General features: G+C 64.4%; 13 protein-coding genes. 9 read left to right on the forward strand and 4 right to left on the reverse strand.

What is annotated here, in order from left to right; translation table 11 throughout:
* Positions 1-10: 10 nt before the first annotated feature.
* From ACO06J_RS17370 to ACO06J_RS17390, 5 genes are all read left to right on the forward strand, one after another.
* The gene (locus ACO06J_RS17370) at positions 11-400 is read left to right on the forward strand and encodes a RidA family protein (protein WP_421761972.1); all 390 of its coding nucleotides are present in this window, start codon (positions 11-13) and stop codon (positions 398-400) included.
* 5 nt (positions 401-405) lie between these two features.
* The gene (locus tag ACO06J_RS17375) at positions 406-834 is read left to right on the forward strand and encodes a GNAT family N-acetyltransferase (RefSeq protein ID WP_421761973.1); all 429 of its coding nucleotides are present in this window, start codon (positions 406-408) and stop codon (positions 832-834) included.
* 13 nt (positions 835-847) lie between these two features.
* Complete coding sequence (locus ACO06J_RS17380; protein WP_421761974.1) at positions 848-1,273, forward strand: GNAT family N-acetyltransferase; 426 nt, start codon at positions 848-850, stop codon at positions 1,271-1,273.
* A gap of 94 nt (positions 1,274-1,367) precedes the next feature.
* Positions 1,368-2,465 carry a 3-isopropylmalate dehydrogenase gene (leuB, locus tag ACO06J_RS17385; protein ID WP_421761975.1) on the forward strand — a complete coding sequence of 366 codons (1,098 nt, stop codon included), beginning with the start codon at positions 1,368-1,370 and terminating at the stop codon, positions 2,463-2,465.
* A gap of 105 nt (positions 2,466-2,570) precedes the next feature.
* Positions 2,571-4,745, forward strand: a complete 2,175-nt coding sequence (locus ACO06J_RS17390; protein ID WP_421761976.1) for a SulP family inorganic anion transporter — start codon at positions 2,571-2,573, stop codon at positions 4,743-4,745.
* Positions 4,746-4,772: 27 nt separating this feature from the next.
* On the opposite strand, the gene ACO06J_RS17395 is transcribed toward ACO06J_RS17390, so the two are convergent.
* Positions 4,773-5,048: a DUF1127 domain-containing protein gene (locus ACO06J_RS17395; RefSeq protein ID WP_421761977.1), complete on the reverse strand. Its 276-nt coding sequence runs from the start codon at positions 5,046-5,048 to the stop codon at positions 4,773-4,775.
* A gap of 163 nt (positions 5,049-5,211) precedes the next feature.
* On the opposite strand from ACO06J_RS17395, the gene ACO06J_RS17400 reads away from it, so the two are divergent.
* Both ACO06J_RS17400 and ACO06J_RS17405 read left to right on the forward strand, forming a co-directional pair.
* Complete coding sequence (locus tag ACO06J_RS17400; protein ID WP_421761978.1) at positions 5,212-6,282, forward strand: LacI family DNA-binding transcriptional regulator; 1,071 nt, start codon at positions 5,212-5,214, stop codon at positions 6,280-6,282.
* Positions 6,283-6,346: 64 nt separating this feature from the next.
* On the forward strand, positions 6,347-7,750 hold the full coding sequence (locus ACO06J_RS17405) for a pyridoxal phosphate-dependent decarboxylase family protein (RefSeq protein ID WP_421761979.1): 1,404 nt from the start codon (positions 6,347-6,349) through the stop codon (positions 7,748-7,750).
* Between the two features lie 186 nt (positions 7,751-7,936).
* Here the strand turns inward: ACO06J_RS17405 and ACO06J_RS17410 are convergent, their stop codons facing one another.
* Together ACO06J_RS17410 and ACO06J_RS17415 are read right to left on the reverse strand one after the other, a co-directional pair.
* Positions 7,937-8,932, reverse strand: coding sequence for an MsnO8 family LLM class oxidoreductase (locus tag ACO06J_RS17410; protein WP_421761980.1), 996 nt, complete (start codon positions 8,930-8,932; stop codon positions 7,937-7,939).
* Positions 8,933-9,023: 91 nt separating this feature from the next.
* Positions 9,024-10,526: an FAD-dependent monooxygenase gene (locus ACO06J_RS17415; protein ID WP_421762536.1), complete on the reverse strand. Its 1,503-nt coding sequence runs from the start codon at positions 10,524-10,526 to the stop codon at positions 9,024-9,026.
* A 215-nt stretch (positions 10,527-10,741) separates the two neighbouring features.
* Between ACO06J_RS17415 and ACO06J_RS17420 the strand changes: the two genes are divergently transcribed.
* Positions 10,742-11,290, forward strand: coding sequence for a fasciclin domain-containing protein (locus ACO06J_RS17420; RefSeq protein ID WP_421762537.1), 549 nt, complete (start codon positions 10,742-10,744; stop codon positions 11,288-11,290).
* 83 nt (positions 11,291-11,373) lie between these two features.
* Here ACO06J_RS17420 and ACO06J_RS17425 read toward each other — a convergent pair whose 3' ends face one another.
* Entirely contained in the window at positions 11,374-13,188 is a 1,815-nt protein-coding gene (locus ACO06J_RS17425) for an ABC transporter ATP-binding protein (protein ID WP_421761981.1), read from the reverse strand.
* Between the two features lie 322 nt (positions 13,189-13,510).
* On the opposite strand from ACO06J_RS17425, the gene ACO06J_RS17430 reads away from it, so the two are divergent.
* Positions 13,511-14,512, forward strand: a complete 1,002-nt coding sequence (locus tag ACO06J_RS17430) for a glycosyltransferase family 2 protein (RefSeq protein ID WP_421761982.1) — start codon at positions 13,511-13,513, stop codon at positions 14,510-14,512.
* Positions 14,513-14,517: the final 5 nt, after the last annotated feature.

The following is a 14,517-nucleotide window of genomic DNA, read 5'->3' on the forward strand; positions in this document are numbered from 1 at the left end:
GGGGCAACGGATGGTTCTCCATATTTCGTCAGGTTCGCCGTTCGAGAAAAAGATCGGCTATTCGCGCGCCGTAGTTGATGGCGCGATGGTCTATGTGTCGGGCACGACCGGCTACGACTACGCCACCATGACCATGCCGGAAGATGCGGGCCAGCAGGCGCGCAATGCGCTCAAGACCATCGCGCATGCGCTGGAGCAAGCGGGCTCGTCGCTGAAGGACGTGGTGCGGGTGCGGTACTACATCACCGACATGAAGTGGTACGACGCGCTGGTGGAAGTCGCGGGCGCGACGTTCGGCGAGATCCGGCCTGCGGCAACGATGCTGGTGTGCGGACTGACGACGCCGGAAATGAAGCTCGAGATCGAAGTCACCGCGCATATCGGCGCCCACGGGCACTGACGTCCGTGGAGATAAAGCTCAAGCTCAATCCTCTCGGCCGTGACGTGGCGGTGGTGCGCAACGGTTTGCGCGCCTATAATCGCGAGCAGGCTGGGCCGTTCAAGCGACAGGATATCGCGCTGTTGCTCTGCGATGCGAACGAGAAGTCGGTGGGTGGGCTGACGGCAACGGCGGTGCTGGACTGGCTGTTCGTTGAGTGGCTTCATGTACCGGCGGAGTTGCGCGGCAAGGGGCATGGCGCGGCGCTGATGGCTGAGGCGGAGGCCTTTGCGCGCCAGCAGGGCCTCATCGGCATCTGGCTTGATACCTTCAGTTTCCAGGCGCGCCCGTTCTACGAGAAGCTCGGTTTTGTCGTGTTCGGCACGCTGCATGACCATCCTGTCGGCGGCGCCCGCTACTTCATGCAAAAGCGCTTCGACAGCGCCTCCATCTGACATGGAAGCTGAAATGAAGTTCGATATCGTCCTTGTGCTCGACCCTGAGGCGGCGGACGAGCAGGCGGTGTTTGACGGGCTGCTCGCTTTCAATATCCGGAACGCGCCGCGCCCCACCGGCCAGCAGCCCTTCGCGGTGCTGGTGCGCGACCCCGTCACCGGCGAGACGCTGGGCGGGCTGACGGGCAAAGAAATGTTCGACTGGCTCTATATCAACCTGTTCCACCTGCCTGAAACGCTGCGTGGTGACGGGCTGGGCACCAGGGTGATGGCGCGGGCTGAGGCGTTTGCGCGGGAGCGCGGGCTGGTGGGGATCTGGCTCGATACCTTCGCCTTCCAGGCGCGCGGCTTTTACGAAAAACTCGGCTACGAGGTGTTTGGTGAGCTCAATGATTTCCCGCGCGGGTCGAGCCGCTACTTCCTGCGCAAGTATCTCTGAAGCGGCCGCGCCAGCCACGTGCAAATCCCGCTTTGCGGCGGCGTCGGTCTGCACTAGATAGCTCAACCCAAAGAAAACTCTCGAGACCCTTCAAATGGCCCAGAAACTCTTCCTTCTCCCCGGCGACGGCATCGGCACCGAGATCATGAAGGAGGTGGTCAAGGTGGTGACCTGGCTCAACAGCCAAGGCGAGACCGATTTTACCTTCGACAGCGGGCTGGTGGGTGGTTGCGCCTATGACGCCTATGGCGAGGCGATTTCGGAAGAGGACATGCAGAAGGCGCTGGCCGCTGATGCCGTGATCTTCGGCGCAGTCGGCGGGCCGAAGTGGGACAAGGTTCCCTATGACAAGCGCCCGGAGGCGGGTCTCTTGCGCCTGCGCAAGGATTTGCAGCTGTTCGCCAACCTCCGTCCGGCGATCTGCTATCCGGCGCTGGCCGATGCCTCCTCGCTGAAGCGCGAGCTGATCGAGGGGCTGGATATCCTCATCGTCCGCGAACTGACCGGCGGCGTCTATTTCGGCGAGCCCAAGACCATCACCGATCTCGGCAATGGCCAGAAGCGCGCTATTGATACGCAGGTCTACGAGACCTACGAAATCGACCGCATCGTGCGCGTCGCGATGGACCTCGCCCGCACCCGGAAGAACAAGGTACACTCGGCCGACAAGAAGAATGTCATGAAGTCGGGCGTGCTCTGGGACGAGGTGGCGCAGGCTGTCGCCAAGGATTACCCGGATGTCGAGTTCCACCATATTCTCGCCGACAACGCGGCGATGCAGCTGGTGCGCAACCCCAAGCAGTTCGACGTGATGGTGACGGACAACCTCTTCGGCGACATCCTTTCCGATGCGGCGGCGATGCTGACCGGCTCGCTCGGCATGCTGCCGTCCGCCTCGCTCGGGGCGCCCGATCCGGTGACTGGCAAGCGCAAGGCGCTCTATGAGCCTGTGCACGGCTCGGCGCCCGACATTGCCGGCAAGGGCATCGCCAACCCGATCGCCATGCTCGCGAGCTTTGCGATGGCGCTGCGCTATTCGTTCAACATGGTGGTGCTGGCTGACCGGCTGGAAGCCGCCATTTCGGCCGTGCTGGCCGAGGGGCTGCGCACCGGCGATATCGGCGAGCAGAACCGCAAGACCGTTGGCACCGAGGAAATGGGCGCCGCGATCCTCCGCAAACTGCAGGCCTGATCGGGGGCTTTCAAGACTGGTGGCGGGCCGCGTCGCGGCCCGCAGGTGCTTGCCAAGCCTGCTGAAATTACGCAGGGTCCGCTTTTTTAGAGCTTACGTGGACCCATGATTTTTCAGCGCGCAGTGAGCATTGCCGTCACTGGTTTTCTTTGTGGCCTGATGTCGGTGGCGCTGGCGCTGAGCAACAGCGTGCTGCTGGCGCGCGGCGACCTGTTGCCACTGCTGACCCCGATCGCCAGCGCGATCCTGTTCGCTACTGCCATCCTGCCGATCGCCACGGCCTTCCTCAGCACCATGCCGGGGCAGGTGACGACGACGCAGGAGATCTCGGTCGTGGCGCTGGCGGCGGTGACCGGCGCTGCGACGGCTGCATTCGGCGGTGATCCTGCGAGCGGACTACTGCCGACCATTCTCGTGACAATCGGGCTTGCCAGTGTGCTGTGCGGGGTGACGATGTATGCGCTCGGCGCGCTGCGGCTGGGGCGGATCACGCGCTATGTGCCCTATCCGGTGTTTGCCGGCTTTCTGGCCATCACCGGCTGGTACCTGATCACCGGTGGGCTTGAGACCATTATCGGTGGGCATCTGAGCCTCCCTCGGTTGCTCGAGCTGGCCGATGGCGTTGTGGCGCTGAAAATTGGTGCTGCGCTCTGTTTCGTCGTTGCGGTCGAACTCGCCAATCGGCGCTTTCCTTCAGGCGTGGCGCTGCCACTGGGTGCCCTTGCGGCCATCGCGCTGTTCAACATTGTGGTGGCGGTGCTTGGCCTGTCGCAGCCTGAGCTCGAAGCGCTTGGGTGGCTGGCCTTGGTGCCCGCGACCGGGCTCGGCTGGCCACCGGTGGGCATCGATCAATTGGGCAATGTCGACTGGAGCGCGGTGGCGTCGGGGCTGCTGTTTGCACCCTTTGTGGTCATCATCACCACGGCGGGTGCGATGATGAATGTCAGCGGCATCGAACTCGACACGCGTCGCGATATCGACCTCAATGCCGAGCTGCGTTCGATGGGCGCGGGCAACGTGCTTTCGGGCCTGTTTGGCGGAATTCCCGGCTTTCCAGCGGTTTCGACCACGATGCTGGCCGAACGTCTGGGCGCCTGGTATCGCGCTACCGGGGTTGTGACCGGTGCCGTCGCCATCCTGGCGCTGGCCTTTGCGCCACAGGTCTTCGCCCGGGTTCCGGTGCCGATGCTGGGCGCGCTGCTGATCTGGGTCGGCGTGTCGCTGATCATGGACTGGCTGGTGCGGCCGATCCGAACTCTCAGGCGGTCCGAATACGCCATCATTCTCGTTATTCTCGGGGTCAGCATCGCCGCTGGGCTCCCGGCCGGCATCGCCATGGGGCTGTTGACGGCGCTGGTGCTGTTTGCGGTCGAATATGCGCGGGTCGACGGGGTGCGCTTCATCGCCACCGGGCGCGATCTTCACTCGCGCAACATCACGCCACTGCGCCGCAGCGAAATGGCAAGCCGCGGCGAGGCCATCACCATCATCAAGCTTGCCGGCTTCCTGTTCTTTGGTACCAGCGACCGGATCGTGCAGCGCATCACTGGGCAGGCCCAGACGGCCGGCAAAAATGGAGCCTGGTTCGCCATCCTCGACTTCAGCCGCGTCACCGGGGTCGACTCGTCCACCATTCTCAGCTTCGAGCGCCTGCGCCGCATCGCGGAACGCGATGGGTTCAGAGTGGTCTTCGCCGGACTTGGGCCGCTGGGGCAGCGCCTTGTTGACGGGGGTCTCGACATCCGCACCGCGCCTTTCCACCTCGCGCCCGACCTCGATGCGGCGCTCAACTGGGCCGAGGGTGAACTGCTCGGCGCGCTGGCGGAGACGCGCCCCGACATTGTGCCGGCACAAGTGTCGCTGGGTCAGTTGCTGGGGGATACCGAGCTTGCGGGCGCGGTTTTCCCTTACCTCGAACGCATGGAGTATCAGGCCGACGAGCGGCTGATCCTCCAGGGCACTGCCGCGGATGACATCCTGATCGTCGAGTCCGGCCAGGGCTCAGTGATGCTTGAGACCAAGGGTGACGCGCCGCTCGCGCTGATGGACTTTGCGCCCGGCACCATCCTCGGCGAGATCGCGTTTTATGGACGGGAGGCGCGCTCGGCCTCGGCGCTGGCGCGGACGCAGGTGGTGGCGTTCAAGCTCAGCCGCGCCGCGCTCGACAAGGTTGAGGTTGAACAGCCGGCGGCGGCGGCTGCCTTCCACCGCGCCCTCGGACGGGTGCTGGCCGAACGGTTGCAGAGCGCCAATCGCCTGATCCGGGTGCTTGCGGACTGAGCCAAGCGCCGACGTCCCTTTTCCGGTTCAGTCGTCTTGAAGGCGGCGGAAGCGGTCGACGGTGACTTCATCCCAGGTGCCTTCGACGGTGCTATAGATATCGGCAGGATGGTAGCCGAGGTCTCGCAGGCGACGGGGGCTGAGGCGCGACAAGTGGGCAATCTGGCGGCGCTCAGCACGGGCGGCCCACCAGCTTGCGAGAAGCGCGCGGAGGCTGGGTGCGCGCGGGATGTTGCGCAAGGGCGTGGCGCCGGATGCGGGGGCGTCGATCGAAGTCGGGCAGTGCTGTTCCATCAAGGCCATGCTGGCCTCCTGTTTAGATTTTGAATCGATTCAATTCACCAACAAGAAGAGGCGTTGAATCGATTCAAAACATAGTTTGTCCGGGAATGAAGTCAAGCACTATTTGAACCGGTTCAAAAAGCTGGTACGCAGATCGACGACTAAGGCTGGAGCAGACCTGTTGATGAGCGGTTCCCGGATTGAGCGCACGGCGCGGCTGGCTGATGTCGCCAAGGCGGCGGGCGTGTCGCAGGGGACGGTGTCGAACGTCTTCAGCCGGCCCGAACTGGTGCGACAGGAAGTGCGGGAGCACGTCAAGGCAATCGCCGCCAGTATCGGCTATCGAGGGCCGGACCCGCGCGGGAGGATGTTGAGGGCAGGCAAGGTCAACGCCATCGGCGTCGCAACGTCGGAGCCGCTGAGCTATTTCTTCGACGATCCGTTCGCGCGTGAACTGATGCGCGGCATCTCGGAGGCCTGTGACGCGGAGGGCTCGGGGCTGGCGCTGGTTTCGGCACAGAACAACGAGCGGCTGGCCTGGAATATAGAAAGCGCACTGGTCGATGGCTTCGTGCTGCTTTGCCTCGAGGGTGGCGAACGGCTGGTGGAGCTGACGCGCCAGCGGCAGTTGCCCTTCGTGGCGCTGGCGCTGGGACGGCCTGATCCGAGCGTGAGTGCCATTGGGGTGGATGACTTCATCGGCGCGCAGCGCGCCGCCCGGCATCTGTGTGAGTTGGGTCACCGGCGCTTCGGTGTGCTGGCGCTGGAGTTCGATGATGGCCATGTCGGGCCTGTTACCGCAGCGCAGATCGCCGTCGCGCGCTACCAGACCTCGAAGCTCAGGGCCGAGGGGTATTTCTCCGTGCTGGGAGAATACGGCATCGATACCTCGATGGTGCCGGTGTGGGAGACGCAATCGACCGATGCCAGCACAAGTGCCGGGCTGGAGGCGCTGTTTGCGGCTCAACCGTATCCCACGGCGCTGCTCTGCATGTCGGACCGGATCGCGCTGGTGGCGCTCAAATGGCTGGCCGAACACCGCCTCAGCGTGCCGAGGGATGTCTCGGTGATCGGCTTTGACGGCGTGCCGGAGGCGGCGCGCTCAGAGCCGCCGTTGACGACCATGGCGCAACCGATCCTCGAGATGGGGCGCCGCGCGGTGCGCGCGATCCTCCAGCCAACAGCAGAGCCTGAGCGGCAGGTGCTGGAGACGACGCTGGACGTGCGGGGTTCGACGGCAGCGCCGCTGGCCTGAGCGGTCTGGCTGGTGTGAGCCGTGTGCAGCGGGTATCACTGCGGGCGCAAAATCGGAGGACACGATGGCTGAAGATCTGCGGGCGCTGCTCGGGCGAGCCATGACGCATGCCATTGCCTATCGCGAACGGGTGGGCGACGGGCTGGCGCGGCCGGAGCGGGACTATCACAGTATTCGCGACCAGATCGCCGGACCTGTGCCGGTCAATGGCATGGATGCCGCTGCGGTTCTCGAAGAGCTAGTGGCGGTCGCAGAGCCGGGGCTGATGCCGACGGTGGGCTCACGGTTCTTTGCCTGGGTGATGGGTGCATCGCACCCAGCGGGTGTGGCAGCCGACTGGCTGGTCAGCGCCTGGGGGCAGAATGCCGGGTACCAATCCACCGCGCCATCCGCGGCAGCGCTGGAAGAAATGGCGGAGCGGTGGCTCCTCGAAATTCTGGACCTGCCGGCTGAGAGCGGAATCGGGTTTTCGACGGGCGCCACGGTTGCCAATGGCACGTGCCTCGCAGCAGCGCGCACCGGCGTGCTGCTCAAGGCCGGGTGGGACCCGGATGCGGATGGGCTGTTCGGGGCGCCGCCGGTGCATGTGCTGATCGGGGCGGATGCGCATTCGTCGCTGTTTTCATCGCTGCAGCTGATCGGCTTTGGTCGCAAGCGCGTCATCACCATCGCGACCGACGACCAGGGGCGGATGCTCCCAAGTGCGCTGGAGGCGGCGATTGCCGGGCTCACCGGCCCCAAGATCATCATCGCGCAGGCGGGGCAGATCAATACCGGGGCGTTCGATCCGTTCACGGAAATTGTCGCCATCGGCAAGGCGCATGATGCGTGGGTGCATGTGGACGGCGCCTTCGGGCTCTGGGCCAGGGCGACGCCGCGGCTGAAGCATCTCACCCGTGGGATCGAGGGCTGCGACAGCTGGGTGACGGATGGGCATAAGTGGCTGCAGGCGCCCTACGATTGCGGTTTCGCGATCGTGCGGCACCGCGACGCGTTGCTGGGGGCGATGACGCAATGGTCGTCTTACCTCCCCTCGATCGCGCAGGGCGACCGCGTGCCGTCGAACTATGTGCCGGAGCTCAGCCGCAGGGCGCGCGGCGTGCCGGTCTGGGCGCTGATCAAGACCTTTGGGAAGAACGGGATTGCCGAGATGGTCGACCGGCACTGCCGGTTTACCGAGCAGATGGCCGCGCGGCTTGCGGTGGAGCCGGGGGTGCGGGTGGTCAACGAGCTCGCCATCAACCAGCTGATCGTCAATTTCGGCACCGGCGACGCCGCCGCGCGGAAATCTGCGACCGAGGCGGTGATCGCGAAGGTGCAGCAGGATGGCGTGTGTTTTGCCGCCGGCTCCGCCTGGCGCGGCGACTGGGTGATGCGGATTTCGATCAGCTCGGGCGAGACGACCGCCGAGGATATCGAGATGTCGGCGGATGCAATTATTGCGGCGTGGCGGGCAGTGCGGGGGTAGGCAACGAGACCGCTGCTTCTTGCCTTCTCCCCTTGTGGGAGAAGGTGGCGCGTAGCGCCGGATGAGGGGTCCGCAACACGTTGTGTTGCGCGATCGGAGCAAAGCGACGAGCGATCGGAGCGTGTTGAGATAACCCCTCATCCGCCCTTCGGGCACCTTCTCCCACAAGGGGAGAAGGCAGAAAGGCTAAAGCCCGAACGCTTCCGCCAAGAGCCGATAGGACCTGAGGCGGAGCTCGTAGTCCCAGGCGGTGGTGGTGATCATGACTTCGTCGGCGCCGGATTCTGAGACTTTTTGTTCGATCTGGCGCTTTACGCTGTCGGGGGAGCCGATGATCCAGAGGGCGGACTGGTTTTCGATGATGGCGCGCTCGCGCGGGGTGTAGGGGTGCGCGGCGGCGGCTTCGGGGGAGACGAGTTTGCGGATCTGGCCGGAATGGAACAGCGCCCAGCTCAGTGCCTGCGAGCCGGCAAGGAACTGCGCCTCTTCATCGGTGGGCGCGACCAGCGCCGAGAGCGCGATGATGGCGTGGGGGGCCGGGAACACCGGGTTGGGGATGAAGGCGGCGCGATAGGCGGCGAAAGCTGGTGCTGCAGGGGTGGCGCTGAAATGGGCGGCAAAGGAATAGCCGGCGCCGAGATGGCCGGCCGCCGCGGCGCTGGCGCCGCTAGAGCCCAGAAGATAGATCGGCGGCAGGTCGACGTTTTCGGGCGCCACGGTGATGGCGCTGAACGGGTGGTTGGCGGGGAAGCCTTCCTGGTCGAAGGCGAGCATTTCCGCCAGCTCTTCGGAAAAGTGTTCGCCACCGACCGAGCGCAGCGCCGAGAGCGTGCGGCCATCACTGCCACCAGCGCGGCCGATGCCCAAATCGATGCGGCCGGGGTTGAAGCCGGCCAGCGTGCGGTAGGTTTCGACCACACGCAGCGGCACGTGATTGGGCAGCATGACGCCGCCCGAGCCGACGCGGATGCGTCTGGTGTTGGCAGCAGAGGTGGCGATCAGCACTTCGGGGGATGACGAGGCGATCGAGGGCATGCCGTGGTGTTCGGCGTACCATACTCGGGTATAGCCCAGCTCGTCGCCCAGTTGTGCAAGGCGCACCACCTGGCGCAACGCCGCCTCGGTGCTGGTGCCTTCGGAAACGGGGGCGAGATCGAGGATCGAGAGGGGAAGCTTGGTCATGCGGATTTATATCGGCATTCTACGATGAATGCCAAGACCGCGGGGCGACTTTGTGAAAGGGGCGGCCCTCGTGACGGAGGGTCGACAACGCTCACGCGGCGCGTGGTGCGCCGAACCAGCGGGTGAGGGCGTCGGTCAACCCGGCTTCGCCGCCCTCCCCGACCCAGGCGACGTGGCCGTCGGGACGCACAAGCACCGCTGTGGGTGCGGCGACGTCGCCTAGCCCGGGCAACTGCCACGGGCCGGCATAGTGCGTCTCGACGATCTGCACGCGATCCGACCATGGCGCAGCATCGATCGTGCCCGGCCCATCGAGCCGCAGCAGGATTGGGCGGGCGCGATGGAGCAACGTGAAGAGCCGCTTGGGTCCCTCGTCAGTGGTCAGATCAAGATCGGGCATGCGGCGGCCGAGCAGCGGGTGCCCGGCGCCAAGATCGTAGGCGATATCGAGCCCGGACATCATGGCGCCATAGCGCCGGCGCGGCTCGTCCATCTTGAGCAGGTCAGCGATGGTTTCGCCGAGCGCCGTGATGCGCTCGTCATTGGGACGCTGCAGCACGGTCTGCGCCATGGTCTTGCGCAGAACGCGCGCCGCCACCGGATGGCGCTCGGCGTGATAGGTATCGAGGAGCGTTTCGGGAGATGTACCATTGATCACTTGGGCCAGCTTCCAGCCAAGGTTCACCGCATCCTGCATGCCCATGTTGAGGCCCTGGCCGCCGACGGGCGAGTGGATGTGGGCCGCGTCGCCGGCAAGGAAAACCCGGCCAGCGCGGTAGCTCGCTGCCTGCCGCGTGGCGTCGGTGAAGCGGGTGATCCAGGTTGGGGAATGGATGCCGTAGTCGGTGCCGCAGCGGGCGACCAGTGCTTGGCGCAGGTCCGCGAGAGTGGGCTCGCTCGCCGCGCCCGCTTCGGCCTCGCTGAGCATGACGCGGATTGGCCCGTGGTCGGCATAGATGATTTCGCCGTTGCGGATCTCGTAGTCCACCCGGCCGAAGCCGTGGGTTCCGTGCGCGGTCTGATGCATGCCGAGGGGTGGGGTCTCTGACATTTCAACCTCGGCGAGGAGGTTGCTGGTGGAAGCGTCCCAGCCCGGAAAGGCAATGTTGGCGGCTTTGCGCACCAGACTGCGTCCGCCATCGCAGCCGACGAGATAGCCAGCCCTGAGGGAGGCGCCGCTGTCGAGGGTGACACTCACCCCCGTTTCATCCTGGGCAAGACCGGTGACCGTGGTGCCGCGATAGACGGTCATGGGTAGCTCCGCCACCCACCCCGCGAGGATGCGCTCGATATGGTTCTGCCATAGCGCCAGCCCGTAATTGTGCCGCGTCGGCAGATCGGTGATGTCGAGGCGGGTGACGGCAAAGCCCGCGACCTGGGCTTTCTGGCCTTCGGCAAGAAACCGGTCGACGATGCCGCGCTGGTCGAGAATCTCGAGGGTACGGGCGCTGAGGCCACCGGCCCGGGAGCCCGCGAGAGCTTGTGTGGCGCGGCGTTCGACAATGGCGGCGTCTACTCCGGCAAGGGCCAATTCGGCGGCTAGCATCAGGCCGGTAGGCCCGCCCCCGGCGATGACGACAGCGTGCTCGGTGATCTGCATGGGTTTGCCTTTCAGAGTGCTGAAACGGCCTCTTTCGTAGACGATGGTGGGGGTCTTGAAGCAAGCCCCTTGTGCGCTACATATCAGTGTGGGCGAGGGTGTATTGCTCCACGCGGCACCGTGCAGCGCCCCGAAACTTTTCCAGCCGCACTTCCGTAGCTTCTCCCGACAGCAGCAGACCTGTCCCAGGGAGAACACTCATGAAGAAGATGCTCAAGACGCTTTTTGCCGTATCGGTCCTCGCGCTCGGTGCGGTGACGATGCCGGCGGTTGCCGCGACCAAGATGGTTGGTGGCGCGGCCATGTATGACACCAAGAACATCATCGAGAACGCCATCAACTCGCGTGACCACACGACACTGGTCGCCGCCGTGAAGGCCGCAGGCCTTGTCGAGGCACTGTCGGGGCCCGGCCCGTTCACCGTTTTCGCACCGACCAATGCCGCCTTCGCGGCCCTGCCCAAGGGCACGGTCGAGAACCTTCTGAAGGCCGAAAACCGCAAGACGCTGGTCAAGATCCTGACCGCGCATGTGGCGTCTGGCGCGTGGTCCTATGCCGACCTCAAGGCCAAGGCTGAGGAGAATGGCGGGCAGTGGTCGTTCAAGACGCTGAGCGGCGACCGGCTGACCGCAGCGCTGGTCGGTGGTTATGTCTCGATCGTCTCCGAGAGCGGCGATATCGCACGGATCACGATCAAGGACGTCAACCAGTCGAACGGTGTGATCCAGGTCGTCAACAAGGTGCTGCTGCCCAAGTAAGGCAGCGTGCCGGGTCAGGCCAAGCCTCCTAAAAGCAGTGGCCTGATTGGGACCCTCCGGCTCAACCCGGAGGGTCTTTCCGTTTATTCGGCAGCGGCGCTGAGGCCCTTGACCAGTTCCATCGCCTGACGCTCGAAGAGGCGACGGTAGATGCCGTCGGGGCGCGTAACGAGCGCGGCGTGCGTGCCTTCCTCGACCACCTTGCCGGCATCGAACACCATCAGCCGGTCGAGCGCGCGCACCGTCGAGAGCCGGTGGGCGATGACGATGGTGGTGCGCCCTTCCATGAGGCGGACCATGGCTTCCTGGATCAGCGCTTCGCTTTCGCTATCGAGGCTGGAGGTGGCCTCGTCGAGGATCAGCACCTTGGCATCAGCGAGGAAGGCGCGGGCGATGGCGACGCGCTGGCGTTCGCCACCCGAGAGCTTGATGCCGCGTTCACCCACCAGCGTTTCGTAGCCCTTGGGCAGGCGCTCGATGAAGCCATGGGCGTTGGCGAGCTTTGCGGCAGCGACGATGTCGTCGCGGCCGGCGCCGGGGCGGCCATAGGCGATGTTGTCGGCGAGCGAACGGTGGAACAGCACCGGCTCCTGCTGCACGATGGCGATCTGCTGGCGCAGCGTCGCCTGGGTGACATCGCGGATATCGAGGCCGTCGATGGCGATGCGGCCGCCGGTGACGTCGTAGAGGCGCTGGATCAGCTTGACGAAGGTGGTCTTGCCCGAGCCGGAATGGCCGACTAGGCCCACCCGCTCGCCCGGCGCGATGGTCGCCGAGAAATTGCTGTAGAGCGGGCGGGCGTGGTTGCCGTAGTGGAAATCGACGTTCTCGAAGGTGATGCCACCCTTTTTGATCAGCAGCGGGACAGCGGACTTGCGGTCGTCGATACCGAGCGGCTGATCGTAGAGCCCGACCAGTTCTTCCATGTCGTTGACCGAGCGCTGCAGGTTGCGCACGTGCATGCCAACGTCGCGCAGGTACCCCTGGAGAACGAAGAAGGTGGTGACGACGAAGGTGATGTCGCCGGCTGCCGCCAGCCCCTGTTGCCAGAGGATCAGCGCCGCACCGACAATGCCGGCACGCAGCAGCAGCAGCATCGCCTGCTGGGCAGTGCCGTTGAGCGTGCCGCGCTGCCAGGTGCGTTCGGTGCGGTGGCGCCACTTTTCGACGACGTGGCCGAGGCGGGCCTCCTCGCGCTGCTCGGCGCCAAAGCCCTTGACGATGACGTTGCAGGAAATGGCATCGGCCAGCGCGCCGCCGAGCCTCGTGTCCCAGGCGTTGGCAAGGCTGGCTGCCGGGGCGACATAGGCGACCGAGAGGACAACGGTGACGACGATATAGAGCACCGAACCGAGCCCGATGATCAGCCCCATCAGCGGCCAGAAGACGCCGAGCAGCACGGTCGTGCCGACCAGCATCACCAGCGAGGGGAGCATGGCGAGGAGCAGCGTGTCATTGAGCAGATCGAGCGCCCAGATGCCGCGCGTCACTTTGCGCACGGTGGAGCCGGCAAAGGCGTTGGCATGCCAATCGGTCGAAAAGCGCTGAACGCGGGCAAAGGCATCGGCGGTGATGTCGCCCATCATTTTCAGCGTCACGGTGATCATCCCCATCCAGGCGAACTGGCGGGTGATCAGCGCGGCGAGCCCGAGGGCGAGGAGGATCAGGAAGGCGGTGATGGCGGCGTTCCAGGCGATGACATCGCTGGCGGCGCTAGTCGCTACCGCATCGACGAGATGGCCGGCATAGAGCGGGGTCAGGACGTCAGCGATGGTCGACACAAAGATCATCGCGCCGATGCCGGCGATGCGCAGCGGCTGCTTTTTCCAGTGCTGCGCGGAAAAGCGCAGCACCTTGGAGAAGGCTTGACCGTTCAGTTTGGTTTTCGAGCGGGCCATGAAATCAAGCCGGCACGCCAAAGGCGCAAAGCCGGTCCCAGACTGGAGAAATGACGGTGCCGTAGAGCGGCGAATACGGAGAAAACGAGGGCGCCGGGGTATGGCGCGCAGGCGACCTAACGGTGCGCCGGAAGCAGCCCAAAGGGATGCGGTCGCATGCAAACTGTCATATCGCGTCTCCCTGTTCGTGTTTGGGCCAAGAGCAAACTGGATAAGCGAAAATCATGTGGAGAACAAGCGGCCGTCGCGAGGCGTGATCAGACTTGGCCACAAAGCTCGTTCATGAGAACCTTGTCGGCCTATTTTGATTCAAGAGTTGCCCTTGCCCAACGGACCGCAATACCGGGTTGCCGTGATCTGCACGGTCTATAACGAGGCCATTCTGCTGCCGCTGTGGCTAACCTACTATGGATCGCTGTTCGGGCTCGATAACCTCTATCTGATCGATGACGGCTCGACCGACGGGTCGACGGATAATCTGGGTGGGGTCAATGTGATCAAGATCGATCAGGCCGAGATCGACCAGGATCTCCGGTGCCGGGACGTGAGCTTTTTTCACAACGAGATCAAGCGCCTCTATGATGCGGTAATCTACGTCGATATTGATGAGTTTCTGGTGCCTGATCCGCTGTTTGGCGTGGGGCTTCGGGACTACATCGAACGAACCGCGCTGGATCATTTCAACGCTGTGGGCCTCAATGTGATCCAGCACATCTCAGACGAGCCGGACTATTCGCCGAGCCGTGGTGTTTTCGAACAGCGGCGTTTTGTGCAGTTTGAGCGCGGCTATTGCAAGCAGCTGATTCACAAGGCGCCGGTTTTCTGGGGCATCGGATTTCACAACACGACCGAGCCTGTCGCGATGGCGGCGGGCCTCTACCTGTTTCATCTGCGGGCCATGGATGTGACAATTTCGAAGGCACGGATCAACGGCCGCAACAAGCTTGCCTGGTCGGAGGGGTCATTGCGTAACGATCTCGGCTGGCAAAACCGGCTAGATGAGGATGCCTACCTCGAGCGGTTCTACATCTTCGACGAAGCGCGATTTGCAGCCGCCGTTCCGGCATCCAAATTTAACAGCCAGATGGTCAGTATCGCGTCGCTCGTGCAGACATCACCAAAAGACATCGGGCAGTTTCGGGAGCTGGAGCATGAAGTTCTGACATTGCCGCCCCGTTTTACAGAGGCATTGCCGCCGGCGCGTTCGATCGACTGGATAGCTGCCCGAAACCGGGGGGAGGATCTGCTGCCGCGGCCAGCGCTGGATCCGGTCGAGACTTATCGGGCTGCCGTGCGACTTGCCGAACGGGTGCAGCAGCCCTAGCGGGC

The sequence above is a fragment of the Devosia sp. genome, from assembly GCF_965229025.1.
In the GTDB taxonomy this organism is placed as follows: domain Bacteria; phylum Pseudomonadota; class Alphaproteobacteria; order Rhizobiales; family Devosiaceae; genus Devosia_A.